This window comes from uncultured Pontibacter sp. (assembly GCF_947492645.1).
Classification (GTDB): Bacteria; Bacteroidota; Bacteroidia; order Cytophagales; family Hymenobacteraceae; genus Pontibacter.
In genome coordinates this window covers 419,321-443,919 of the sequence record NZ_CANLMZ010000001.1, presented here as the reverse complement: position 1 = coordinate 443,919, position 24,599 = coordinate 419,321, and the positions used below count along the sequence as shown (strand labels likewise).

Genomic DNA, 24,599 nt, shown 5'->3' with positions numbered 1-24,599 from the left:
TTCTTTAAATTCAATTAGTTACCTTCTTTTCCGTTAAAGCACTAATTGCAATCTTTTAATTATCATAAACCTTAAATCCTAAAAACCACTTATATTTTTTTTGTAGTTTTGGTTTGTTTAACGCGCCCTCGCAGCTATAGTTGCTACATTTCTATAACTTTTCCGTTTTATAGCCATGTTTCTCTTGTGAACGTACGCTAAAACCGTGCAAACGTAAAATATAACTTTTAGTATATAAAGGCAAAAAAAGGTCTGCTTTTTATTTATACTATCTGGTACTGGCTTCTACTAAAGCTACTGAAGCATAAAAATCGTTAGTCAAAATCGAAATACTCCCCTTCCTGCAACTCTACTTTTTTCTCTTTATCCTGTGTTTTCTTTCCTCGCAGCAAATCCTTAAGTTCCTGCCCTTCCTGCTTCAGGTCTGCCTTTATCTTCTGCCGCACACGCTCATCGTCGTAAGCAATTTTAAAATCGCTTTCCTTGCCTTTAAGTGTTAAGAACAAACTGCTATTGCCTGACCCCGGGTCTGAGGCTACAACCCCGAACGCTGCATCTTTATCAGGCCGTTGGCCACTAAAGAGAGGCAGTTTAATCTTGTAGTCCATCTGCTGGTCAAATGTGTGCTGCCCTGATATCGAAACTGTAGGTACTGCCGAAAGGCTAGACCGAATATCCATTTCTGGAATGTAGATAGTGCGTTGCTGTATCCAGAAGCTGTTGTGCAGCTCTGCAAAACGCATGTTAGCCAGTTCAGTACGTTTTACGAAGGCAGACATCTTTTGCATTGGCGCAAAGTTGATGAGCTGGCCGTTACGCACAGTAGCAACAATTTCGGCCTGCAGCAGGTCTGTCTTGGCATTTAGCTGGCTATCAAAGTATAAATCAGAAACAATATCTGCTGTAAGCTGTCCGCGCAAATGGCTATCCATGATAAAATGCTGCTGGAAGTTTTCGAACACATAGAACAGGCTGTCCACACTCATGTTTTGCAGCTTAGTAGCGGTGCTCACTTTAATATGCTCCCGTGTGCGGGCATCTAAGTTGCCTCGTACAGCAAAGCTACCACCCACCGCATTAAAAGAGATATTAGGCGACGATACCACTTGGTTACGAAGCTTTACTTCTCCTTTTATATTCTTTGCCTTAAACCGGCGGAATTTAACGCTGCTGATAGAAGCGCTCAGGTCAAAGGCGATGTTTGGGGATAGCATGAACTTATAATCGTTCTGATCGCCTTTACGTGCCTCCTGAGGGGTGTTAAGCTGTTCGCTGAGCAATTGATCGCAGTTGATATGATTACTGCTAAAATCTGCCTCTACCAGCAAACGCTGCTTTTCGAGCAGCAGCCACGCCATTACGTTTTTAAACATCCCGTTTATCACGAAGTCAGAGTCGCCTAGCTTGCCTTTAAAGTCTGAAACGGCTACATCGTTGTGCTTGAAAATAAAATTCCCGTTAAGGTGCTGCAATGGCAGGGGCAACTCCTGTAGCGCCAGCGACACATTGTGCAAGGTAATATCTCCGGATGTGCTCAAAGTGCTGTTGCCGGGGCGGGCTTTAAATTCATTTAAATTACCTGCAAAGGCAATGCGTACATCTGCCAGACCGCTTCCACTTCTTACTTCTTCTATTTTAGCCAGCCCCAGCACATAACCCACATCCAGCTTCCCTTTGATATCAAAGGCAATAGAAGGGTTATTGAAATTGCTATACTTTAAATTACCTGTAAAGCGGTGTCCGTTTAATACCCCAGACAGATCCTTCAACTCCAAAACTGAGCTAGACGCGTTGTGTTTGCTTCCGTTAGAAAAGCTACCCTTCAGATTAATTTTATCAATGCGCTGCTTTACTTCAGGGTGGTAGAACGAGGCATTGCGTGCGCCAAAATTAAACGCAATGGCAGGGTTCTCTTTACCAGACACCTCTCCTTTTACAGTACCGTTAAAGTATACTTCGCCTTCGCTTCTGTATTGGTTCAGCTCCTGGGCTATACTTTGCGGTAGCAAGGACAATAACGATTGCACATCTGTATTCTGGCCTTCAAGCTTAAGGTCGAGTTGGGTGGGGCCGCCATAGCCAATTGCACCTCCTACCTCGTAAGCGGCGGCACCTATTTTTACTGTGGACGGGTGCAACTGAATTGAACGTGCTGCCCTGTTGATATCCAAAGCAGAAGCCAGGGTTATGGTTTTTCCTTTAAAATATTCGCCTGTCCCTACTATAATTGTATGAATGGTGGCATTGCCATTAGCTTCAATGGCAATAGACTCGTTGGTTATGCCTAAGGCGGCTACTAGTTGGTGGGCACTTACCTCGTAAGATTGCTTTAACTGCTGGTCAATGTAATGCACCGTAACCTCCTGTAGGTTTATTTGCTCCAGGTCAAAAGCAAAGTCCTCATTTCCGGTGTTTGTAGAGTCAGGAGCAATAACGAGGTAATTGACGCTGCCATCTGGCATTACTTTTACATAGATCTCTCCCTGCTCCATGTACAGTTGCCTGATGTTATACTTACCCCGCAGCACGTCCCAGATACTGAATGTAAAGTATAGTTTTTTAGCATGAGCCAGCGATTCTTCGCTCTCTGGCAACCCTTCATGTATGTTAACCTCATCCAGGGTAACTGCCACCTGCGGAAATTTATCAAACAGGGACAGGGAAATCTGCCTCACTTCTACTTTTGTATTGATGTGCTTATTAGCCTCAGCCACAAACAACTCAATTATTTTATCCTGATAAGCATACACTAACCCGAATGCTATACTTGCCGTTGCTATAAAAGCAACAGTAGTATAAAATAGCATTTTTTTAACAACTCGTTTCTTCACCAGGCAAAAGCTCAGATTTTTAGCACCTTATAAAACTTAAAGGTACTGCACGAATAACACGCGCACAATAGCGGCGCATGGTTGAAAAAAAATTTTAAGAATTTTTTTTCAAATGTTTTGCAGTATCAAAAATAACCCCCATATTTGCATCATCAAACAGGGACAAAAGGTCTCAAAAAGATAAAAATGGGGTGTTAGCTCAGCTGGTTCAGAGCACCTGCCTTACAAGCAGGGGGTCACTGGTTCGAATCCAGTACGCCCCACCAAAGGACAACTTAAAAGTTGTCCTTTTTTTATGTCTATACTTTTCTAAACCTGCCTTTACTTCCTCTCTAATCCCCTCATTCCTAGGTTATTTCTATTTACTGAACGCTAAAGGCCAGGCAATAGTATAGCCGCTGCTTAACAGAGCAGAAAGTATAATAACGGAAAGTAGTGGAGTATTTAGTAAGCTTTGGATAGCTCTAGTATGTGCTGGTGTAGCGCCAGTACCTGCGGCACAATCATTTGTTGATCATCATTGGTGATAACGTAATCGGCCCTGCGCATTTTTTCTTCTTCGCTTAGTTGCTTGCCTATAATGGCCTTTATGTCTGCCTCGGTACGGTGAGCATCGCGCAGGAGCAACCGGTTTACCCGCACCTGCAGGGGGGCATATACTGCAATCATCTTATCTACCTGTTTCCAAGCCCCGGATTCATACATTAAAGCAGCTTCTTTGATTATGTAGGGCTTGTCTGCATGCTGCTGAAGCCATGCGGCAAAATCGTTGCGTACGTGCGGGTGCACCAGGTTATTATGGCGCTGCAGTTTCTCCGGATCACTAAAAACAACGGAGGCTATGTATTTTCTATCAAGATCGCCATCAAGCGTAAAAGCCTGCTCTCCGTAAGCTGCAACCAAGTCTGCTCTCAGAGCTTCATCGTGGTGCATTACCCATTTTGCTCTTCCATCCGAATCATAAACTGGAATACCGAGCAATTCGAACACACGGCTTACGATAGTTTTGCCAACACCTATGCCTCCGGTTATACCTATTTTTAGCATAAGTATCTTAATCTTCTATAATTGCTTTTACACGCTCCGGCCATAACGTTACATTTCGTACGCCTGTCGGCTTCTGAACCAGTTCTGGCACCAAAGTAGAATCTCTTCGGGAATAGCGCTTAAAATCTAATATCGCTTTGAAATTATCTCTGTTAAGGTAGGCTGCTGAGTCGTCGAGTAATTGGTAGCGGACCAGCACATAGGGTGGGCGTAACGATATTTCTTTACCTGCAGGGGCATTTACAATTTCGGGTACAATCTGGCGCTCTTCCTGCACCAATCCCCGCACATTTACTGTTACTTCTGCAGTAGTGGCATTGGCTTTTACCAGCGACTTGTTATCGTAGTTTATAGGTACTTTAATTTTAGTAGCCTCTGTTAACTGCTGCCCATCGGGCAGGCGCACCAGTAAGGGGCTTGGCAACTCATCTACCATTGATGATGGCCCAACAAACGTAACAGAATCAGGGCTGATTACCACAGGGCCCAAGACAGCATAACGGTCTCCGGTAATTTTTTGGGCCGGGTCTAGCTGTAGTGCTACCGTACGGGAGACTTTAGCATTAAAGTTAAAGTATAAAGTATCTGTAACTACAAAGTTAAGCTCAAGGCCATCTAAGGCATTAACAAGGGCTGGGCGCAACGCTGAGCCAAGTATGTAATTGTTACGGGGCAGGCTGCGAATGTAAATCTCAGCAGGCTGTATTTCTACGCGCAACGATTTGCGCAGCAGCTTCCATCCTTTGCCGGTAACATTGATCGTCACCTCTTCTGGCAGCGCCTTTACAGGAACAAGTTCCTGCTCGTTGTAAACGAACTTTAAGGGGTAGGTTGTTTGTGTAGAGTAGCTTTTATTTAGTGCGTTAAGCAGCCAAAAGGTAGAAGCCGCCACAAAGCAAAGCAATACTACTCTCCAGTATTGCTTTGTTTGTGGCCTGAATGGCTTCGCAAACCATAGAACTATATTTTTGACTTTCTCAACTGGCAATGCTTCTAAACTTTTTGAGCCTTGGCAGTAGCGTCCATCGAGATCGCAGTTTTGTCGAATGTCAGCTTGATGCCTTTATCAACTTCAACTATTACTGTATCGTCTTCTACGCTAACTAATTTGCCATGCAGTCCACCAATGGTGATAACCGTCATGCCTTTCGTTAGTTCTTCACGGAATTTCTTCTGGTCACGCACTTTCTTTTGCTGTGGCCTGATCATGAAAAAGTAGAAAACAAGTATAATGGCGCCAAACATCAGTAACTGAGGCAGCATGCCTCCGTCTGGTGCGGCTTGTAGAAATATAGTTTGCATGTTTATGTATTCTCTTGTCAGCTCTTAAGCTTAGTTTCTTTTTACAGGTCCGTCAGCACCTGCTGTCGGGATGTTATTGGCCTCTACAGTACCCTTTAATGTTACTTGCGTAATATTAGGAACTGTGTTGGCGCGTACCGTAATAACAGGAGCCTGCATACCAGCTTTGCCTGTGCTGTTAAAGTTAACCTTTATCTCCCCTGTCTCACCTGGAGCAATTGGCTTGTCTGGTTTATCTGGAACAGTACAGCCACAAGTAGCGGTAGCACTTTCGATCACAAGCGGTGATTTACCTGTGTTAGTAAATTTAAAGGTATGCTCTACTACTTCACCCTGCTTTACTGTTCCGAAATCATAAGATGTTTCAGCGAAAGAAATTACTGGTGCGTTTTCTGGCGCAACCACACCTTCAGCTCCGGCTACATTCGGGTTCTCTACAACTGGTGCAGTTGCAGGCGTTTCTGTTACTGTCGCTTCAGCTCCGGTAACGTTGTCGTTGCCGGTGTTACTATCGCAGCCTGCAGCAAAAATTGCCACAGCAAAGCTTGCTGCTAAAATCAGGTTCTTCTTCATATCAAAAGGAATTATGAATTTAGAGTTTTGAAATAATATTTTGCGCAAACTCCATTGTTGAAGCTTTGCCTCCAAGATCTCCGGTGCACTCCTGAGGGTTTGCAAGTGTTGCCTCTAGTGCTGCCTCAATGCGATTCCCCTCATCCTTCAGGTCAAGGTGGTGCAGCATCATGATAGCAGAACGAAGCAACGCTGTAGGGTTAGCAATTCCCTTGCCAGCAATATCCGGAGCTGAGCCATGCACAGCTTCAAAAATGGCCATCTCATCACCAATGTTAGCACCTGCCACAACTCCAAGGCCGCCTACCAGGCCAGCGCAAAGGTCAGACAGTATATCGCCGAAAAGGTTTGTTGTTACGATTACGTCAAACTGCTCTGGCTTTGCTACCAGCTGCATGCACATGTTGTCGATGATTTTATCGTCTGCCTGTATGTGCGGATATTCTTTTGCGATGGTGTTAAACTCGTCCAGGAACAAAGCGCCGGCACTTTTCAGGATATTTGCCTTATGAACAGCCGTCACTTTTTTGCATTGGTGCTTGTTGGCGTACTCAAATGCGGCACGTACAATTTTACGGCATCCTACACGTGTTAAACGGGCTACAGAATCAGATATCTGCAGGCGCTCATCAAACATTTCCAGACCAGAGTACAAACCTTCGGTGTTCTCGCGGAACAACACGGAGTTTACATTCTCGAAGCGTGTTTGAATACCTTTGGTAGTCTTTGCAGGCCTTACGTTCGAGTATAAGTCAAACATCTGGCGCAGCTGCACATTTATACTTTTAAAGCCTTTGCCAACCGGTGTGGTTATCGGGCCTTTTAAAGCAACGCGGTTTTTGTTAAGAGAAGTAATCAGCGTAGCTGGTATCAGCTCGCCAATAGCATCAAATGTTGTCTGTCCGGCGTTCTCTTCTTCCCACTGCACAGGAACGTTGGCAGCATCAAAAATAGCTTTTACAGCCTCTGTGATCTCAGGTCCTATCCCGTCGCCAGGAATAAGGGTAACTTGTCTCATGTTTATAATTCTTTGCGGCTATTTATTTCGTTTATCAATGAGTCTACATCGCCCAGTAATTTCTCGGCTTTGTCTTTTGCATCTTGTATTACCCGTTGCCCCTCAAACTTTGCGCTTGATGGCAGGCTGTCTTCTCTTGCAATCAGCTGCTCCAATAAATCAGATAGGGTGTCGCGGTATCTTTCCAGGCGGTAGCTAAGCCAGCTACGCGTTTCTCTACCTTTTTCAGGGGCGAACAAAATGCCGGCTGCAGCACCAACGGCAGCGCCAGACACAAAGGCTAGTAAGTTGCTTGTCTTCTTACTCATGTTTTTATATCTATATAAACGGGTACAATTTTTTCCTTTTACGGCGATTTCACTCTGCCGGCCAGCCCAATTTCTACAGCTTATTTATTATCTATCAAGCCACGACCTGACTTACGAATTTCGCCTTTGGTTGCAAGCTCCTGCGCCATCTTATCCAATACACCGTTAATAAACTGCTTGCTTTTTGGCGTGCTGTAAAGCTTAGAGATTTCGATGTACTCGTTGATGGTAACTTTTACAGGTATGCTTCGGAAGATGTGCATTTCGCAAAGCGCCATCTTTAGTATGATCTTATCCAGCAGGGCAACACGTTCTACATCCCAGTTTTTAACGCTGGTTGCTACCATTTCTTCATACTTCTCATCTTCTTGTATAGTCTGGAAGTATAGCTCTTCAAAAAATGCTTTATCGTCTTCCCAGTTGGCAGACAGGTTTAAAAGAACTGGTTCTTCTTCGGCCTCCTCGCTAAACATCTTCAGGGTTTTGTTTACCAGGCTTTTTACAATTGCTTTGTTTTCTACCCAGTTCAAATCCTGCTCTTCAAACAAAGATTGTAAGTTTTTTTCTTTAAAGATAATGTTTTTGAAAATATGTTTCACTATATCTCCGTCCTCTTCCAGGGTTGGAGCGGGCAAAGCTATGTATGCTAAAAACGCTTCGTCTTGCTTCAGCAGGTTCTTGTAAACCGAGCGTATCTCACTAATATCAGAGCCCCAGCTTATGTTCCGGCGAATAATGGCTTGCTTGTAAGACTCGTTCTGGAGCAGGCGCTGCGCTACTCGGTTGTTAAGGAAAGCTTTTGTATCAGGGCCGGTGGCAGCAGTATAGCGGTTTGCTTTTTTCTCTTCTTCTTCCTCTATCAGGCTGTTGATAATCTCCAGTATCTGAAGTGTGCCAACGTAGTGGTCGTAAATACGCTCTACTGCACTTAGCATTTGGTTGCCGTAGTACTTGTAGTCTTTGTTTTTGAGATTGTTGTAGTAAGCAATAGCTCTGTTCACCGCACTTGTTATCTCCTGGTCAGTTTCTTCGGATTCAAGCTGGTGTGTTTCGTACCACTCTTTAAAAAGTAGTTGAGCGATTTGCTTTTTGCCTTCGAGCAGTTTTTTGTCCTGCACTTCCATTGAGTTCAGGTCTGGGGCAAACTCCTCGCTTATCTGGTCCAGCGCCAGCAGATAATCTGAACCTTCGGCCTGCTGATAGGCATAAATGGCTTGCATCGCCTTGATTCGTAGTGTTCTGCGGTTGAGCATATTCTTATTTTAAAGAGCGTATTTGATTAATGTTATTCTAATTGGTTGGTGCCTTGGCACCTTATACTTTAACCAGACTGCCTGCCCGGCAATTTATACTATAAACTTAAATGCAATGCAGTCTGCTTATAGTTCCTTTTTTATCTTAGCCGTGTAAAGCAAAAGTGCCACAGGTTAGTGCAGCACTTTTGTTTTCAACGGTATCACTAATGTTGTATCGTTGCTTAGTAAGTAGAGTGAACCTTGCCGATGCTCTGAATACGCTTCTCAGCCATTTTCATTGCAGCAACCTGGTTGTGGATGCCTTCTTTCTCAGCAAGCTCGAAAATATCCAACGTATAACCGTAGATACGCTCTGTCTGTGCGTAAGCACTCTCGCGGTTATAACCCTGCAGCTCAGAGTATACATTGATCAAACCACCTGCGTTAATCAGGAAGTCTGGTGCGTAAATAATGCCTTTCTCTATCAGAGCAGGTCCGTGCACATCTTCGTTACGCAGCTGGTTGTTTGCGCTACCAGCAATAATCTGGCACTTTAAACGCTCAATAGTTGCGTCGTTAATCGTTCCGCCTAGCGCACATGGAGCGTAGATATCCACATCCAGGTCGTAGATCTCATCCATGCTTACTATCTTAGAGCCATACTTGCTAGAGATCTCGCGTAAGCGGTCTTCATAAATATCGGTAATGAAAACCTGCGCATTTTCCTTTGCAAGCAGCTCTACCAGGTAACCACCAACGTGGCCAACACCTTGTACAGATATCTTCTTGCCTTCTAATGAGTCAGAGCCATAAGCTTTCTTAGCAGCGGCTTTCATACCCATGTAGGTACCGTAAGCAGTTACCGGAGAAGGATCTCCGCTACCGCCCATAGACTCAGGCAAGCCGGCTACGTGATCTGTTTCCATCTTGATGTACTCCATATCCTTTGTAGTCGTCCCTACGTCTTCGGCAGTAATGTAAGCACCGTTCAGGTTCTTCACGAAACGGCCATAACGGCGCATTAATGCCTCTGATTTATCTTTTTTGGCATCGCCAATAATAACAGCTTTACCGCCACCCAGGTTAAGGCCTGAAATAGCAGCCTTGTAGGTCATACCTCTAGAAAGACGCAACACATCATCCAACGCTTCCGCCTCAGAAGCATAAGACCACATACGCGTACCACCCAATGCAGGGCCTAATACTGTGTTGTGGATGCCGATGATAGCTTTCAAGCCTGTTTCGTGGTCATGGCAGAAAACAACCTTCTCGTGATTGTACTCTGAAATTTGACCAAAGACTGACTCGTCTTTCAGTTCTACTTCTTTAATTTCGACCATTTATGTAATTGATTAAGGGTTCTTCTATCTTTGTGTGAATGAGACGGGTTACCCCTTCCCGTTTCATGCTGCAAAATTAATTCTTTTTTTGATTAATTCAATTTGAACTTTGACTCTCTACGTAAAAGCCCTAGAGCTTAAACTTTCGCTGTGAAATCATTACGCTACTTAAATAAATATCTACTGAAGTATAAATACAGGCTCCTGTGGGGCCTTGTGTTTACAATCATCTCTAACTTCTTCCAGATTTTGCCTGCCCAGGTGGTGCGCCATGCTTTTAACCTGATAAAAGAGGGCATTAACCTGCACGGGCTTTACGAGGGCCTGGACCAGCAAAGTACCATTTACGATGTATTTGCCAGAAGCATACTGGTTTACGGTGTTGTTATTTTGGTAATGGCGCTGCTACGGGGCGTGTTCCTGTTTTTTGTGCGCCAAACCATTATTGTGATGAGCCGCCTGATTGAGAACGACCTGAAGAACGATATTTACGAGCACTACCAAAGCCTGCCCCTGAGCTTTTACCGCAAAAACAACACCGGCGATCTAATGGCGCGCATCTCAGAAGATGTAAGCCGTGTGCGCATGTACGTAGGTCCGGCTATCATGTATGGCATTAACCTGGTGGTGCTGTTCCTGATGGTTATCCCTTACATGCTTTCAGTTAACGTGAAACTGACCATGTATACCTTGATCCCGCTGCCTATACTTGCTATCAGCATCTATTATGTAAACAATATTATAGAGCGCAAGTCTGACGAGATTCAGAAAAGCCTTTCGGGTATAACCACTTTTGTGCAGGAGGCTTTTTCAGGTATTCGCGTCTTAAAATCTTTTGTGCGGGAAGATGACTCTCATAACAACTTTACCAATGCCAGCAATACTTACAAGGACAAGTCGCTGGAGCTAAACTTCGTTAACTCGCTGTTTTTCCCGCTGGTGCTGTTCCTGGTTGGCCTGAGCACGATCATCACAATTTACATAGGCGGCCAGGAGGTGATTAACGGAAGTATAACCACCGGCAACATTGCAGAGTTTATCATTTACGTAAACATGCTTACCTGGCCGGTAACCTCTCTTGGCTGGACAGCCAGCCTGGTACAGCGTGCCGCCGCATCACAGGCGCGCATTAACGAGTTTCTACACACCAAAAATGATATTGTTTCCCGTGAAAACGTGAGCAAAGAGATTATAGGCGACATCCGCTTCGAGAATGTGGACTTTGTTTACCCCGACACGAATATTCATGCGCTAAAGAACGTATCCTTCAACATTAACCACGGCGAAACGCTGGCAGTTATCGGTAACACCGGCTCAGGAAAAAGCACCATTGCCAACCTGCTGCCGCGCATGTACGATGCCACCGGGGGCCGCATTTTAATAGACGGTGTTGACGTGCGCGACTATAACCTGAAAAGCCTGCGCAGCCAAATAGGTTACGTACCGCAGGATGTGTTCCTCTTCTCCGATAGCATCAGCAACAACATTGGGTTTGGCTTGCCAAGTATAACCGAGGAGCAAATGGTGCAGTCTACTAAAGATGCCGATGTGTTTGAAAACATTATGCGCTTCCCGGAAAAATTTGAGACTAAATTAGGTGAGCGTGGCATTACATTATCAGGTGGACAAAAGCAGCGTGTATCTATTGCCCGTGCCTTGGTGCGCGAGCCAAGTATACTTATCCTCGACGATTCGCTTTCGGCAGTTGATACCAAAACCGAGAATGCCATACTTAACAGCCTGCGCCGCATCATGGCCAACCGTACTTCCATCATCATTTCTCACAGGGTATCATCTGTAAAACTGGCTGATAGAATTTTGGTGCTCGATGACGGAGAGATAGTACAGCATGGCACGCACGAAGAGCTTATTGGCCAGGATGGTTTGTACAAAGTATTGTACGAGCGCCAGCTGCAGTCTGAGGATTTAGAGTAAGCTTACTTTTTACTTGCTGCCTCTCGCTGCCGATAGCGTTACATTTACAGGCATTTTAAGATTGCGGGATTTTTTTTGTACAGATTCTGTTATACCAACGTATAGCAATTTAAATCAAATTAAAAATCTGCGTTTATGGCCATCGACTTACAACAAATAGGTAAAAGATTCAGGTTTTACACAAACCTTAAAGAGTTGGAAATGGATCAGCTTAAATCCATGACCGGCAGCGACGAAACCACCCTTTCCAATATCATCTCGGGCCAGAACTACCTACTCGACGACTTGGTTGCAATCGTTAAAAATTTTAAAGACCTGAACCCGCAGTGGCTAATTTATGGCGAGGGTAGCATGTTTAAACCTATGAATGCCGACGGTACCTGCCCCGATCACCAGAAAGGTTGCCTTAAAAAAGACAAGGCCGCATACCTAAAGCAGATGAAGGATATGCTGATAGAACTGGATGCCGCAGAAGTTGCTAAAGGGCATCATCCAAATGTAGAGGCATTAAGGGCCAAACTTGACCAATACAGAGCTACGCATTAAAGCTGCCTGTAAGTATAAATTCAAGAAACTGGCTTAACTATAAGTCATATAACGCTCCTGCTATACATGTGTGTGGTCGGGGCGTTTTGTTTTATACTTTAAGCAAGAGCAGCCCCGTTAGTGAGTAATGCCGTTAAGTATAAGGCTTACCGTAAACAGCACATCGCGCTCAATCTTTGCGAAGTCAATGGAATCCAATTTGTGAAATTCGGCGCGCTGGAATTCTTCAAACTGAATAAGGTCTTTTACCACCATAATGGAGTACCCTACCCGTTCGGCTTCGCAGGGTATGTAAGTACCGTTGGCTATACCCTCTTTAATTACGGCAGCATAGTAATTTGCCTCCTTTGCCCGCGACTCTCTAAAAAGCTCCTGGAAGAGCGTTCGCGTTTCGATAAGAACTCTGATAGAAATGGTGTGCTGCGTTACAATTTCCTGGTAATAACGCAGCGAGGAACGGATGTACAGCAGCATACGCTCGTGCGGGTTTCGCTCTTCTTCGGCGATGCGCTTTAAATGCGACAGACTATCTTTCCACTCCTGAGAGAATGCCTCAATAAACAGAACCTCTTTGCTTTTGTAGTAATAGTAAAGCGTAGGCTTTTTCAGGCCAATGGCATGTGCAATGTCATCGAGGGTAGCTTTGCTGTAACCCAGCCTGCCAAACACCGATTTTGCTGCTTCCAGTATCAGCTCTTTTTTCGCCTCTGCTTTTTTACCCAAGGTTGTCTGCTGTTGTATAAGGGCAGGTGAGTAGTGCAGCCCCGGAACCAAAGTTAAAGCTTAAATTTATACTTGCAAGTATAAACTAAATGCCTACTGCTTTACCGGTATTTCTACTATACCTCTATCCTGCTCCGGAAACCACTCCACGTAGAAGTCCTCCAGTTTCAGCTTCTCTTCTTCGGCATAATCATACACGGCACCATAAAGCTTTTTAGGCGATAACATGATGCTGGCATTCACCTCGGCTCTTACAACTTTTTTACCTCCCTCTACTGTGCGCATAGTATAGCCTTCGGGCAGTTTCACATCGGCATTAGGCACTATTACGCCTACAAAAGCTTTTAGGCTGTCGCCGCTTTTGTCAGGGTCGTTATAATAAATATTACCCAGCACACCTTCTAGTTCTTTACTTTCTACCAGCTTTGCTGCCCTCTGAAAAGCATTGCCCAAAGTTTCGTCTTTTACTGATCCTTCGAAAGGCTGCCCCGCCACATAAATGGTTTTGGAGGTAGCAAGTGTCACATCTGGCTTCGTAAAACCGCCCATGTAAGTATAAAGCACTAACAGAATAATGGCCAGGCCGGCCAACACGTAGAAGAGTTTTCTCATAAATCAATCATGTTCTTGTATTGCATCTGGTGCAGCTGCGCGTAATAACCGTTCTGCTGCAGCAGTTCTTCGTGGTTGCCCATTTCCTTCAGCTCTCCCCTGTCCAGCACAATTATTTTATCTGCTTTTTGGATGGTGCTGAGGCGGTGGGCAATTACAATAGAGGTACGCCCGTGCATCAGTTTATCTATCGCGTACTGTATCAGTTCTTCGGTTTCGGAGTCCACGCTGGAGGTGGCCTCATCAAGGATGATGACCTCCGGGTTGTAAACCATGGCTCTTACAAAGGATATGAGCTGGCGCTGCCCTACCGATAGAGTTGCCCCACGTTCCATTACCTTGTAGTGCAGGCCACCGGGCAGCCGTTCTATAAATTTTCGGGCTCCCACTAAGTCAGCGGCTTGCCACATCTGCTCTTCTGTGATGGCTTTGTTGCCCAGGCTGATGTTATCGGCAATGGTGCCGGAAAACAGAAACACATCCTGCAGCACAACACCAATATGATGGCGCAGCACGCTCAGGTCATACTCCTGCAGGTCGTGGCCATCAATGATGATATGTCCTTTGTTTATCTCGTAAAAACGGTTTAGCAGGTTGATGATAGATGTTTTTCCTGCACCTGTCGCGCCCACAAATGCAATGGTTTCGCCGGCTTTTACATCAAACGAAATATCGCGCAGCACCCACTCCTCGTCGTTGTAGGCAAACCATACGTTCTCAAACCGGATGTTACCTTTAATCTTCTCAGGAGCATAATTGCCGTTATCCGGAATCATTTCTTTGCTATCCAACAGCTTCATCAAACGCTCTGTGCTTACAACACCCAGCTGCAGCGTGTTAAAACGGTCGGCGATCATGCGTATTGGCCGGAAGAACATCTGGATGTAAAGTATAAAAGCCATTAGTGTACCCAGCGATGTTTCGTCCTCAATCACGCCATGGGCACCGTACCACACCAGCAAACCTAAACCAGCCGCACCGATAATCTCTGCCACCGGAAAGTATACTGAGTAGTATAAAACAGATCGGATGTTGGCGCGGGTATGCTCTTTGTTAATCTCCTTGAACTTGTCCATCTCGCGGTCTTCGTTGTTGAAGATTTGCACGATGCTCATGCCGGTGATATGCTCCTGCACAAAAGAGTTTAGCCTTGCCACAGCCGTACGCACCTCTTGGAAAGTATCTTTTATTTTCTCTTTAAAGATGTAGGTACTGATGAGCATGATCGGGAAGGTGGACAAGCTTACCAGCGTAAGTTCCCAATCAATGTAGAACATAAAGCCAACGATAAACACCAACTGCAGAATATCGCCTATCATGGCAGCCAGGCCCTCGCTTAACACATCCGACAGCGTTTCCACGTCAGATACATTGCGGGTTACAAGTGTGCCAATTGGTGTGCGGTCGAAGAATTTGAGGCGCAGGTCCAGTACGTGGCGGTAGAGTTTAATGCGTATATCGCGCACTACGTGCTGCCCCAGCCACCCTGCAAAATAAGTATGCAGGTACTGCACAATAGCATGCACTACCAACAGCACCGCCAGTATCACGAACATTTTGTTCAGTCCCTCCCAGTCGTTCTGCAGAATTTCATTATCTACAGTATACTGTATCAGGAAGGGCCGCACCGCAGCCAGTATAGCCGAGGCAAATGTAAGGAAAACGATAAAGTAGAAAATACCGATATAGGGCTTCACAAACGTGAACAGCCGCTTCAGTATATCCGAGTCGAATACTTTACCGGTATTTTTGGGTTTATCTTCCAAAGTGAGTCTTCAGCCTTTAAGGTTAATGAGTGAACGCACAGTTTCTTCTGTACGTGCCTTTACTTTTAACCGGTTGCAAAGTTAATGGTTTCGGAGGAGGTTTTTTAGGATTTATGATGTGGGTAAAAGTGATTTATACTTTAGAGCTACTGTTGGCGCTGATTTATACCTTACTTCTGCTTATCTAGCTGCTGGTGTTCATCAGTTTTATTTGCCTACACTTTCACTTCTGGCTTTGGTGTGCTCAAAAACATAAAGGCTGAAACCATAACAGCTCCAGCCTTTCCCGTACTTCAAATTTTATACTTTATACCTCTGCTTCTACGGCTATCTCTACTTTGGCTAAAGCTTGTTCAATGTCAGAGATAATGTCCCCGGGATGCTCTACGCCAACAGATATTCTTACCATGCCCTCACCTATGCCCATTTTAGCACGGTCGGCAAGACAGATGTCTGAGTGTGTCATAGAGGCCGGGTGTTCGGCAAGCGACTCTGTGCCACCTAAACTTACTGCCAGCTTTATCAGCTTCAGGTTGTTAAGGAAAGTAAAAGCTTCTTTCTCGCCTCCTTTGATATCAAACGCTATCATAGAGCCTGCTGCGGTGCATTGCTTTTCGTAGATAGCCTGTTGCTGTGGGTTACCCTCTAGATCGCCCAGATAGTAGATCTTCTCCACTTTCGGGTGCTGCTTTAAGTATGCTGCTACAGTTTCTGCACCTCTGCTTTGCGCTTCCATTCTAATTTTAAGCGTTTCAAGGCTTCGCATCAGCATCCAACCTGTCCAGGGGCTAGCCATAGAGCCGGCAAATGTACGCATGCCTTTTACAGCCTTCATCAACGCTGCAGAACCTGCACAGGCTCCTGCTATTAAATCTGAGTGGCCGCCAATGTATTTTGTAGCTGAGTATAAAACTAAATCAGCGCCGTGCTTTAACGGGTGCGAAAAAACAGGCCCCAGAAACGTGTTATCTACTGCTACTACCACCTTCTTATCAGCAGTAGAATGCTTTTTAGCCAATAGTGCGCAGGCTTCGATATCTACCAGGTGGTTGGTTGGGTTAGCTGGTGTTTCTACGTAAACCATCGCCAGTTTATCGGCTACCCCAGACTCATCCAGTAATTGAGAAACCTCTTGGGCGGTGGCACTTGCCTGAAAGCCTATACTTTGGATGCCAAACTTTGGAAGGATGTTTTTGATGTAATAATCAGAACCGCCGTAAATGGGTTCGCTGTGCAGTATAACGTCGCCGGGCTTTAGCAGGGCCAGCAAGGTTGTACTGATGGCGGCCATGCCGCTGGCAAAAACAGCTGCGTCTTCGGCACCATCCCAGAGGCGGAGGCGGTTCTCCAGTATTTCCAGGTCGGGGTTGTTAAGGCGGCTGTAAATAAGGCCCAATTGCTCTTCAGCGTTTTTCTCGCGTAAGCCATAAGCCAGCTCAAAAAATGCCTTACCCTCTTCAGCGTTTTTGAAAATGAATGTAGAGGTTTGGTAAATTGGTGCTTTTACGGCCATTTCCGACCATTCGGGGTTATACCCGTAACTCATCATTAAGCTTTCTGGCCGCAGGTGTTTACCATTTAAATGCGGCCCCAGATGGTCTTCTTCCAGTTGCATAGATTTTATCTTTTAGAGTGATGTTTCAAAAATATTCTCAGGATACTCTACTTTGGCTAAGTATAAGCCTTCTGCCGGTGCGGCCCCGCTGGCTTTGCTGCGGTCCTGGCTGGCGATTACCTGCTCAAAGGCCTCTGCTGTTAACTTTCCACGCCCTACATCTACCAAAGCTCCCACTACCAGGCGCACCATCCCACGTAAAAAACGGTTAGCTCTGATTGTGAACACCAGTTCCTCCCCTTCCTGTTGCCAATGCGCTTTGTACATGTTGCAACGGTAATGTTTGGTATCGCCTTTTACTTTACTAAATGTAGTAAAATCCTCATACTTTAAAAGTATAGCAGCTGCTTCGTTCATCTTAGGCACATCCAACGGCTTGCTATGGTACCACGCAAAGTGGCGCTTAAATGGGTTTTTATGCAATGTAACATGGTAGTGGTACGTACGGGCAAAGGCATCGTAGCGGGCATGCGCCTCATCTGTCACCAAGTATAATTTTATGGCTGAGATGTCATCCGGAAGTATACGGTTGAGGCGGTACACGATGTGCTTTAGGTCTAGTTGCTGTGCTGTGTCGAAGTGTACGAACTGCTGGCTGGCGTGCACACCGGTATCGGTTCGGCCGCTGCCGGTGGTACTTATTTTCTCACGTAATATCTTGCTTAGGCTATCTTCCAACACCTCCTGCACCGACAGCGCATTTGGCTGCACCTGCCACCCATGAAAACGCCCTCCATCATAGGCTATCTCTAAAAAATACCGCATATGGCAAATATATAAAATAAAACCCGCCAGCACATGGTGCTGGCGGGTCTGTCATTTCTCTAACTTATACTCTGCTTTTCGGTTACTGACTTTTTACAGAGGTTTTGCGCCTCAGGTAGCGACTTTCTATTTCGCCCATCACAATGGCGGCAAGCTGCACCAACATTTTCTGATCGTCTTCTGTAAACTCTCGGGGTTGTTTATCTACCAGGCAAAACGTTCCTATGTTTAAACCATCTGAGGTAGTTAACGGTGCACCTGCGTAAAAGCGTAATCCAAAGTTGCCCGACACAAGCGGGTTGGCCAGCAAACATGGCTCATTCATGGCATCCTGAAAAATTACCAGATCGTCGTTTAGAATCGCTAAAGAACATAAGCTCTCTCCACGAGGCACATTCTCAACACCCTCCATGCCCACATTAGCCTTGAACCATACGCGGTCTGCATCTACAAACGATATCAGGGCGATTGGCACTTTAAACATATGTATCGCCATTGCTGCCAGGTGATTAAAAGCGCCCTCTTGCGGCGTATCCAGTATCTCGTATTCTTTTAGTTTTTGTAGTCTCTCTTCCTCATTGCTTGGTATCAGGTTTACCCCGGTAAAAGTATTCTTTATCTCTCTTTCTCTCACGTTTCTTATCTTATATAGGAGCAGGTAGCTTCAAAACAACCTTGCTTACCTTGAAAAGCTTTTTTGGCTACTGTTAGTTCAACAACACTCCCTTAAACAGAGATTAGTTGTGCCCTTAAAAAAGCAGAAGGCCTGTGCGGATAGTGCACAAGCCTTCTGCTTTGGGGAGTATATGAAAAGCTTCTAAAGTTTCTCGTAAATGATAGCTGCCCCCTGCCCTACTCCTACACACATAGTAGCCAGGCCATACTTTACATCGCTGCGGCGCTTCATTTCGTGAAGCAAAGTTGCAGAGATACGTGTGCCGCTGGCCCCAAGTGGGTGGCCGATAGCAATGGAGCCTCCGTTTACGTTTACAATATCCGGGTTAATGCCCAGCTGCTGCACACATGGCACAGCCTGCGCTGCAAAAGCTTCGTTTATTTCGGCTAAGCCGATATCGTTTATACTTATACCTGCACGCTTTAAGGCCTTTTGTGTGGCCGGTACCGGGCCCATACCCATGTGTGCCGGGTCTACGCCTGCTACAGCCGCTGAAACCACACGGGCCATTGGCTTTAGGTTGTAGCGCTTCAGTATCTCTTCACTTACAATGATAGAAACGGCTGCACCGTCGTTGATGCCCGATGAGTTACCAGCTGTTACGGTGCCGTCTTTCCGGAAGGCCGGCTTTAACTCTCCCAGTTTTTGTATTGAAGACAAGCGTGGATGTTCGTCTGTGTCAAAAACTATGGCATCGCCCTTGCGTTGCGGAATGTGCACCGGCACAATCTCATCTTTAAACTTACCTGCCTCTGCAGCTGCTTTATACTTTACCTGCGACTGATAAGCGAACTCGTCCTGGGTTTCACGTGAAATACCGTAACGCTCTGCCACATTCTCGGCTGTCTCGCCCATGCCAAACGGGTAATGCAGCTTAGATAAGGCCGGATTTGTGAAGCGCCAGCCAATAGTAGTATCATAAATTTCAGGAGTGCGCGAATAAGCTGTTTCGGCCTTAGCCATTACAAACGGGGCACGTGTCATACTTTCCACGCCACCAGCCAGGTATACTTCTCCGTCGCCGCAGGTTATAGCTCTTGATGCATCCATGATAGCCTGCAAACCAGAAGCGCAAAGGCGGTTAACAGTAACGCCACCAATCTCCATAGGCAAGCCTGCCAAAAGCAATGCCATACGCGCTACGTTTCGGTTATCTTCGCCAGCCTGGTTAGCCGCACCCATCACTACATCTTCGATCAAAGCAGGATCCAGATTTGGGTTGCGAGCTACAATTTCTTTCATTACCAGCGCCGCCATATCATCAGGACGAACGCTGCTAAGCGTGCCTGCAAATTTGCCAACTGGGGTGCGAAGTATATCAACTATGTATGCTGTGTTCATCTATGTTTTGGTTTTACCGGTCTTTGTCTAATTTTGTATCTCAATGCAAGTTAAATTAACCCCTTTATGATACAAAGAATTCAATCCGTATTTCTGTTGCTGCTGGCACTATCGATGCTAGCCATGCTATTTTTACCGCTTTGGTCTAAGACTGATGCTACAACCGGCGAAGAGGTGGTGCTTACTGCCTGGAATATAAACTCTTACATGCCGGCAAATGCCGCTGAGGGCACTCCTGTAAAAAGCGCCATCGCTATTGGCATGTTGGCTATTGCCGCTGCTGCTATTGCTTTGTATGAGATTTTCCAGTTTAAAAACCGCCTGAACCAAATGAAACTGGGCCTGCTGAACACGCTTGTATTGGCTGCGCTGCTGGGCACTTCGTTTTATTATGCGGCTTATGTGGGTGCAGAACTGGTAAAAGCAGACAACAATGGCGCCTACGAAGCTGGCTTTTACTTCCCGATGCTAGGCTTGCTGCTGAATGCATTGGCTAATCGCTTTATCAAACGCGACGAGGATTTGGTAAGGTCTGTAGACAGGCTGAGATAATTTGAATGAATGAGCTACTTTAGTACTGATAAAATAGAGAAGCCGCTTCGGAGTATACCCTGAAGCGGCTTCTGCTTTTTACACTATTGAAGTATGGGACTAAAGCTTATGTCATTTCGAACGTCTGCGAGAGATGACATGAAAGTTATATTTGTTGATCATTCTTGTACTTATCAATCATTTACCTCCTGCCAGTATGCCGCTCCAGTTCCTGCACGCTGCTATCAAACTTGAACAGGTCGTAGATGTAGTAGAAATGCTCTTTATCGCAGACGTAATCGTAGGCATACTTTGCAAACTCTACACGAGTGCTTTCATAATCGAATTGCTGCAGTACACGCTTCAGGTCTTCGGCAAGTATACTTCCGTTGCGCACGGCATCACGGGCTATACTTAGCTTGGTGCTCTCGAAGTCGCGGCTGTGCATGGTCTGTATCAGGCGGTCTACTTCGTGGCCAGTCATCAGGTTGCGGCAATCGCCTTTGTAACGATCATCGTAACGTGGCGGTGTTGGCTCATAGCGGTCGTAATCGTCGTAGCGGTCTGGGTAGCGAGGCAACGGCCTAACTACTACAGGTGGCGCTAAAGGCACTTCGCTGATCAGGCGCAGGTACGCTTTGCCGCTTCTGCCCATGGTGCGCACACCATAGTTTGCTTCTACTCCGGCTGGCACTACAATGCGCTGCCCCATTTGGTACACTCCCTGGCGTGTTCTCACTTTCACCTCCACATAATGCTTGCCGGGCCTTAGCGGCGCGATCTGTACAAAGTTAGAAGCCGCGTGGTTTATGGTTCTGTCATCTAATTTTATTTGGAACACCTCGCCACGCTCAGCGGTAAAGGTAAGCACGGCAGTTTGCGCAAACACCGGCAAAGCTAGCAGCACAAACAAGAACGGAAGTAGAAGCTTTTTCATGTTAGTATAGGTTTTTCCTTATACTTCCGCTAAGCCAATTATTGTGCCAAATTTTGGAGCTATGCATAGTGCTGGTTGGCCCTATAAAAAAATAGCCACAGGCTATGCACCTGTGGCTACTTAAAATATAGGTTTATACTTGGTTATCCTTCGTAATAAAATTCGCCTTTGTCGCTTTTGATGGTAAGTTCGTTGTGCTCGCTTGCCTCTACACGGCCAATGATCTGCGCATCCACCCCAAAAGATTTCGAGATGTCGATCAGGCTCTGTGCGTACTGCTCTGGCAGATAAATTTCCAGGCGGTGGCCCATGTTAAATACCTTGTACATCTCTTTCCAGTCGGTGTGGCTTTGCTCTTGTATGATGCGGAACAGCGGCGGCACCGGGAACAGGTTATCCTTAATGATGTGCACCTTTTCAGTAAAGTGTAGCACTTTAGTTTGCGCACCTCCGCTGCAATGTACCATGCCGTGTATGTGCTGGCGGTGCTGCTTCAGTATTTCTATTGCAATTGGCGCGTAGGTACGGGTTGGCGACAGCACCAGCTTGCCCACTTCCATACCTGTTTCCTTGTCTATATCAGTTAGCCGATAGTTACCAGCGTAAACAAGGTCCGCAGGCAACTCTGGGTCATAACTTTCAGGGTAAGAGGCCGCCAGGTATTTATGGAACACATCGTGACGTGCAGAGGTAAGGCCGTTGCTGCCCATACCGCCGTTATATTCCGTTTCATACTTTGCCTGGCCTGAAGAAGAGAAGCCTACAATCACATCGCCAGGTTGTATGTTATCGTCAGAGATTACCTCATCGCGGCGCATGCGTGCAGTTACTGTACTATCAACGATAATGGTTCTAACCAAGTCACCTACGTCGGCTGTCTCGCCACCTGTGCTGTAAATGCCCACACCGTTGTCGCGGAGCATTTGCAGTACTTCTTCTGTACCATTAATGATAGCTGCAATCACCTCGCCTGGTATCAGGTTCTTATTACGGCCAATGGTAGAGGAAAGTAGGATATTATCGGTTGCTCCCACGCAAAGCAGGTCATCTGTATTCATTACCACAGCATCCTGCGCAATGCCTTTCCATACACTCATATCACCGGTTTCTTTCCAGTACATGTAGGCCAGCGCAGATTTGGTGCCGGCTCCATCAGCATGCATCAGGGCACAGTATTCGGGGTCGCCGGTAAGTATATCAGGAATAATTTTGCAGAAAGCTTTTGGAAATAATCCTTTATCGAGGTTTTTAATGGCGTTGTGCACGTCTTCCTTGGAGGCAGAAACGCCGCGGCGCAAATATCTATTTTCTTCCATAGTTGGGGATGATTTGCTTACAAATTTAACAAAGCTGCCGTGATAAGCAGTATTGGCTGCAAAGAAAAGTATGATTTTACTATACTTGGTCTAACTGCCCTCCTTGGTTAAGTAGGGATTGGGGTAATCAGCCCCGGTACGGAAGGTAATCTTGCCAAGCTTACAACTCTTATCAAAAAAGCCGCACAAGTATAAACTTGTGCGGCTTTTTTATGTAGCGCTACACTGATTACTCTTGTATACGCACTACTTTGAATTCTGTACGGCGGTTGCGCTGGTGTTCTTCGTCCGTTTTAGCATTTTTAACTACTAATCTGCTCTCGCCGTAACCTTTTTCTGTAATGCGCGAGCGGTCTATACCTTTGGATATAATGTACTCTACCGCTGATTCGGCACGGCGCTGCGACAGGTCCTGGTTGTACACATCGCTACCTCTAACGTCTGTGTGTGAGCTTAGCTCTATGGATATACTTGGATTATCGTTCAGTACCTGCACCAGTTTATCTAGTTCTTCGGCTGCATCCGGCCTAATGTTGGCTTTATCGAAGTCGTAGAAGATGTTTTCAAGCACAATGGCTTTCTCCTTTACAATTTCGTTAAGCACTAAAGTAGCTGTTAAGCGAACCTCTGTCTCATCATCTGTAAGCTGGTCTTGAGAGGGCATTTTACCTACTGTGGTTATGCGCTGGCGGGCTGTAAAGAAGCCGGGTTTCTCAGCAATAAGGAAATAGGTAGAGGCTGTGTCCAGAGCGAAGGTAAACTGCCCCTTCGTATCCGTTTTTATATCGCTCAGGCGAGTACCTTTCTCATCTTGTAATACAACAGTATGGTCGGCTACCAAGGTACGCTGGCGGGCACCGTCTCGTAATTGAAACAAAGAGCCATCCACAAAGAAATTAACTTGCTTGCGCTTGGTTCTGCCAATAAAGTATAAATCGTCACCGCCTTTGCCGCCATCGCGGTTAGAAGAGAAGAAGCCTGTGTTTTCGTTCTGCAGGAAAATACCGAAGTCATCGCCGGGAGAGTTTACCGGTTGGCCCATGTTTACCGGAACACCGTTTTCCACGCGGAACAAATCCAGATTACCCAGACCTGGCAAACCATCAGAAGCAATGTACAGCGTGCCATCCGGACCAACAGAAACAAATGTCTCGTTGCCTGGCGTGTTTATACTTGGTCCTAAGTTTTCTGGTGTAGAGAAGCGGCCGCTGCCATCTATTGTTGATTTGTAGATGTCGTTACCTCCTAAGCCTCCTTTTCTATCAGAAGAGAAATAAAGCGTTTTACCGTCAGGCGAGAAAGCCGGAGAAGAATCCCAGGCACGTGGGTCGTTAATTTTAAGCAGTTCAGGTTCGCTCCAGGCACCGGAACGGAAGTGCGAGATGTAAAGGTCCACGTTTTGGCGGCCTTTCTTGGTACCCTCGTTGCTGCGTGCAAAAACCATTGTGCGGCCTTCGTTCGAGAAGGTGGCTAGTGCATCGTGCATCCCCTCCAGGTTTATACCTTCAAATTTTCTAACTGCACCACCAAGGGCCGCAGCCGAGTCGGTAAGCGTGGTTGCAAACACATCTATAAAACCTTCGCCGTTGCCCATGTATGCTTTACCGGGGCCACGCGTAGATGAAAATACCAGGTCATCGTTCAACACATAGGGCCCAAACTCCGAGGCATCCGTATTCAGGGCTTCCAGGTTCTGTATTTCGTAGCGAGGTGCTTTACGTAGTATGCTGCTTAGCGTACTGAAGTTTTCCACCTCACGGGCAGCCTTCGATTTCAGCTGCGGGTTAGCCCCTAATCTAAGATAGTCTTCGAACTGGTTAAGCGCCTCCTCGTAATTGCCGTTTGCTTTAAGCGCAAGTCCGTAGTAAAAGAAGCCGTCTTCCTTCTTGAAATTGCCATCCAAGGCTGCTTTATAGTATGGTTCTGCCTGCGCCAAGCGGTTAGACAGGCGGTAAGCCTCTGCTATCTTATAATTTATCTCGCCAGGGTTATTCGCTTTACCCAAGCCTTGCTTGTAATACTCGATTGCACGTTCATACTCCTCTTCCCCAAACTTTTTATCGCCTCTGCTTAAGTACCTGCCCGAGCCGCAGGAGCTGAGAAGCATCACAAACAGCAGGAACAAACTAATTGATTTTAGCTGTGCCGCCAGAGGTTTGGGTTGTAGCATTTGATGCATGAA

The 24,599-nt window shown here is 46.0% G+C and carries 22 protein-coding genes and 1 tRNA gene; 4 read left to right on the top strand and 19 right to left on the bottom strand.

Annotated elements, in window-relative coordinates; all coding sequences use genetic code 11:
• Positions 1-314: 314 nt before the first annotated feature.
• On the bottom strand, positions 315-2,831 hold the full coding sequence (locus Q1A23_RS01890; protein ID WP_299818676.1) for an AsmA-like C-terminal region-containing protein: 2,517 nt from the start codon (positions 2,829-2,831) through the stop codon (positions 315-317).
• Positions 2,832-3,019: 188 nt separating this feature from the next.
• On the opposite strand from Q1A23_RS01890, the gene Q1A23_RS01885 reads away from it, so the two are divergent.
• Positions 3,020-3,097, top strand: a tRNA-Val gene (locus Q1A23_RS01885).
• Between the two features lie 178 nt (positions 3,098-3,275).
• Here the strand turns inward: Q1A23_RS01885 and coaE are convergent.
• The 8 genes from coaE to Q1A23_RS01845 all read right to left on the bottom strand — a co-directional run bounded on the left by coaE (position 3,276) and on the right by Q1A23_RS01845 (position 9,654).
• Positions 3,276-3,878 carry a dephospho-CoA kinase gene (gene coaE / locus Q1A23_RS01880; RefSeq protein ID WP_299818673.1) on the bottom strand — a complete coding sequence of 201 codons (603 nt, stop codon included), beginning with the start codon at positions 3,876-3,878 and terminating at the stop codon, positions 3,276-3,278.
• Positions 3,879-3,885: 7 nt separating this feature from the next.
• Positions 3,886-4,866, bottom strand: a complete 981-nt coding sequence (locus tag Q1A23_RS01875; protein WP_299818670.1) for a hypothetical protein — start codon at positions 4,864-4,866, stop codon at positions 3,886-3,888.
• A 5-nt stretch (positions 4,867-4,871) separates the two neighbouring features.
• Positions 4,872-5,180 carry a preprotein translocase subunit YajC gene (gene yajC / locus Q1A23_RS01870; RefSeq protein WP_299818667.1) on the bottom strand — a complete coding sequence of 103 codons (309 nt, stop codon included), beginning with the start codon at positions 5,178-5,180 and terminating at the stop codon, positions 4,872-4,874.
• Positions 5,181-5,210: 30 nt separating this feature from the next.
• Positions 5,211-5,753 (bottom strand): DUF1573 domain-containing protein, encoded by a 543-nt coding sequence (locus Q1A23_RS01865; RefSeq protein WP_299818664.1) that lies wholly within the window; start codon positions 5,751-5,753, stop codon positions 5,211-5,213.
• Between the two features lie 19 nt (positions 5,754-5,772).
• Complete coding sequence (locus tag Q1A23_RS01860) at positions 5,773-6,771, bottom strand: isocitrate/isopropylmalate family dehydrogenase (RefSeq protein ID WP_299818661.1); 999 nt, start codon at positions 6,769-6,771, stop codon at positions 5,773-5,775.
• A gap of 2 nt (positions 6,772-6,773) precedes the next feature.
• Positions 6,774-7,079 (bottom strand): YtxH domain-containing protein, encoded by a 306-nt coding sequence (locus Q1A23_RS01855; RefSeq protein ID WP_299818658.1) that lies wholly within the window; start codon positions 7,077-7,079, stop codon positions 6,774-6,776.
• Between the two features lie 80 nt (positions 7,080-7,159).
• Positions 7,160-8,332, bottom strand: a complete 1,173-nt coding sequence (gene nusB / locus Q1A23_RS01850; protein ID WP_299818655.1) for a transcription antitermination factor NusB — start codon at positions 8,330-8,332, stop codon at positions 7,160-7,162.
• Positions 8,333-8,556: 224 nt separating this feature from the next.
• On the bottom strand, positions 8,557-9,654 hold the full coding sequence (locus tag Q1A23_RS01845; RefSeq protein WP_299818652.1) for a Glu/Leu/Phe/Val dehydrogenase: 1,098 nt from the start codon (positions 9,652-9,654) through the stop codon (positions 8,557-8,559).
• A gap of 150 nt (positions 9,655-9,804) precedes the next feature.
• Here Q1A23_RS01845 and Q1A23_RS01840 point away from each other — a divergent pair, with 150 nt between their 5' ends.
• Positions 9,805-11,589, top strand: coding sequence for an ABC transporter ATP-binding protein (locus tag Q1A23_RS01840; RefSeq protein ID WP_299818649.1), 1,785 nt, complete (start codon positions 9,805-9,807; stop codon positions 11,587-11,589).
• Positions 11,590-11,724: 135 nt separating this feature from the next.
• Positions 11,725-12,135: a hypothetical protein gene (locus Q1A23_RS01835; protein WP_299818646.1), complete on the top strand. Its 411-nt coding sequence runs from the start codon at positions 11,725-11,727 to the stop codon at positions 12,133-12,135.
• Positions 12,136-12,252: 117 nt separating this feature from the next.
• On the opposite strand, the gene Q1A23_RS01830 is transcribed toward Q1A23_RS01835, so the two are convergent.
• The 7 genes from Q1A23_RS01830 to Q1A23_RS01800 form a co-directional block, all read right to left on the bottom strand.
• Positions 12,253-12,858: a TetR/AcrR family transcriptional regulator gene (locus Q1A23_RS01830; protein WP_299818643.1), complete on the bottom strand. Its 606-nt coding sequence runs from the start codon at positions 12,856-12,858 to the stop codon at positions 12,253-12,255.
• Between the two features lie 93 nt (positions 12,859-12,951).
• A complete protein-coding gene (locus Q1A23_RS01825) occupies positions 12,952-13,470 on the bottom strand; it encodes a GyrI-like domain-containing protein (protein ID WP_299818640.1) in 519 nt (172 codons plus the stop codon).
• Positions 13,467-15,236, bottom strand: a complete 1,770-nt coding sequence (locus tag Q1A23_RS01820; protein WP_299818637.1) for an ABC transporter ATP-binding protein — start codon at positions 15,234-15,236, stop codon at positions 13,467-13,469. Before Q1A23_RS01820 ends, Q1A23_RS01825 begins: the two co-directional genes overlap by 4 nt.
• A gap of 307 nt (positions 15,237-15,543) precedes the next feature.
• The gene (locus tag Q1A23_RS01815; protein ID WP_299818634.1) at positions 15,544-16,851 is read right to left on the bottom strand and encodes a cystathionine gamma-synthase family protein; all 1,308 of its coding nucleotides are present in this window, start codon (positions 16,849-16,851) and stop codon (positions 15,544-15,546) included.
• Between the two features lie 12 nt (positions 16,852-16,863).
• Positions 16,864-17,616 carry a tRNA pseudouridine(38-40) synthase TruA gene (gene truA / locus Q1A23_RS01810; RefSeq protein WP_299818631.1) on the bottom strand — a complete coding sequence of 251 codons (753 nt, stop codon included), beginning with the start codon at positions 17,614-17,616 and terminating at the stop codon, positions 16,864-16,866.
• 82 nt (positions 17,617-17,698) lie between these two features.
• Positions 17,699-18,250 carry a GAF domain-containing protein gene (locus tag Q1A23_RS01805; RefSeq protein ID WP_299818629.1) on the bottom strand — a complete coding sequence of 184 codons (552 nt, stop codon included), beginning with the start codon at positions 18,248-18,250 and terminating at the stop codon, positions 17,699-17,701.
• 183 nt (positions 18,251-18,433) lie between these two features.
• Positions 18,434-19,633, bottom strand: coding sequence for an acetyl-CoA C-acyltransferase (locus Q1A23_RS01800; RefSeq protein WP_299818627.1), 1,200 nt, complete (start codon positions 19,631-19,633; stop codon positions 18,434-18,436).
• 66 nt (positions 19,634-19,699) lie between these two features.
• Here Q1A23_RS01800 and Q1A23_RS01795 point away from each other — a divergent pair, with 66 nt between their 5' ends.
• Positions 19,700-20,185: a DUF4293 domain-containing protein gene (locus Q1A23_RS01795; protein WP_299818624.1), complete on the top strand. Its 486-nt coding sequence runs from the start codon at positions 19,700-19,702 to the stop codon at positions 20,183-20,185.
• Between the two features lie 181 nt (positions 20,186-20,366).
• Here the strand turns inward: Q1A23_RS01795 and Q1A23_RS01790 are convergent, their stop codons facing one another.
• From Q1A23_RS01790 to Q1A23_RS01780, 3 genes are all read right to left on the bottom strand, one after another.
• On the bottom strand, positions 20,367-21,101 hold the full coding sequence (locus tag Q1A23_RS01790; RefSeq protein ID WP_299818621.1) for a DUF4476 domain-containing protein: 735 nt from the start codon (positions 21,099-21,101) through the stop codon (positions 20,367-20,369).
• Positions 21,102-21,244: 143 nt separating this feature from the next.
• Complete coding sequence (locus Q1A23_RS01785) at positions 21,245-22,417, bottom strand: AIR synthase related protein (RefSeq protein WP_299818618.1); 1,173 nt, start codon at positions 22,415-22,417, stop codon at positions 21,245-21,247.
• 229 nt (positions 22,418-22,646) lie between these two features.
• The gene (locus Q1A23_RS01780; protein WP_299818615.1) at positions 22,647-24,596 is read right to left on the bottom strand and encodes an OmpA family protein; all 1,950 of its coding nucleotides are present in this window, start codon (positions 24,594-24,596) and stop codon (positions 22,647-22,649) included.
• Between the last annotated feature and the right edge of the window lie 3 nt (positions 24,597-24,599).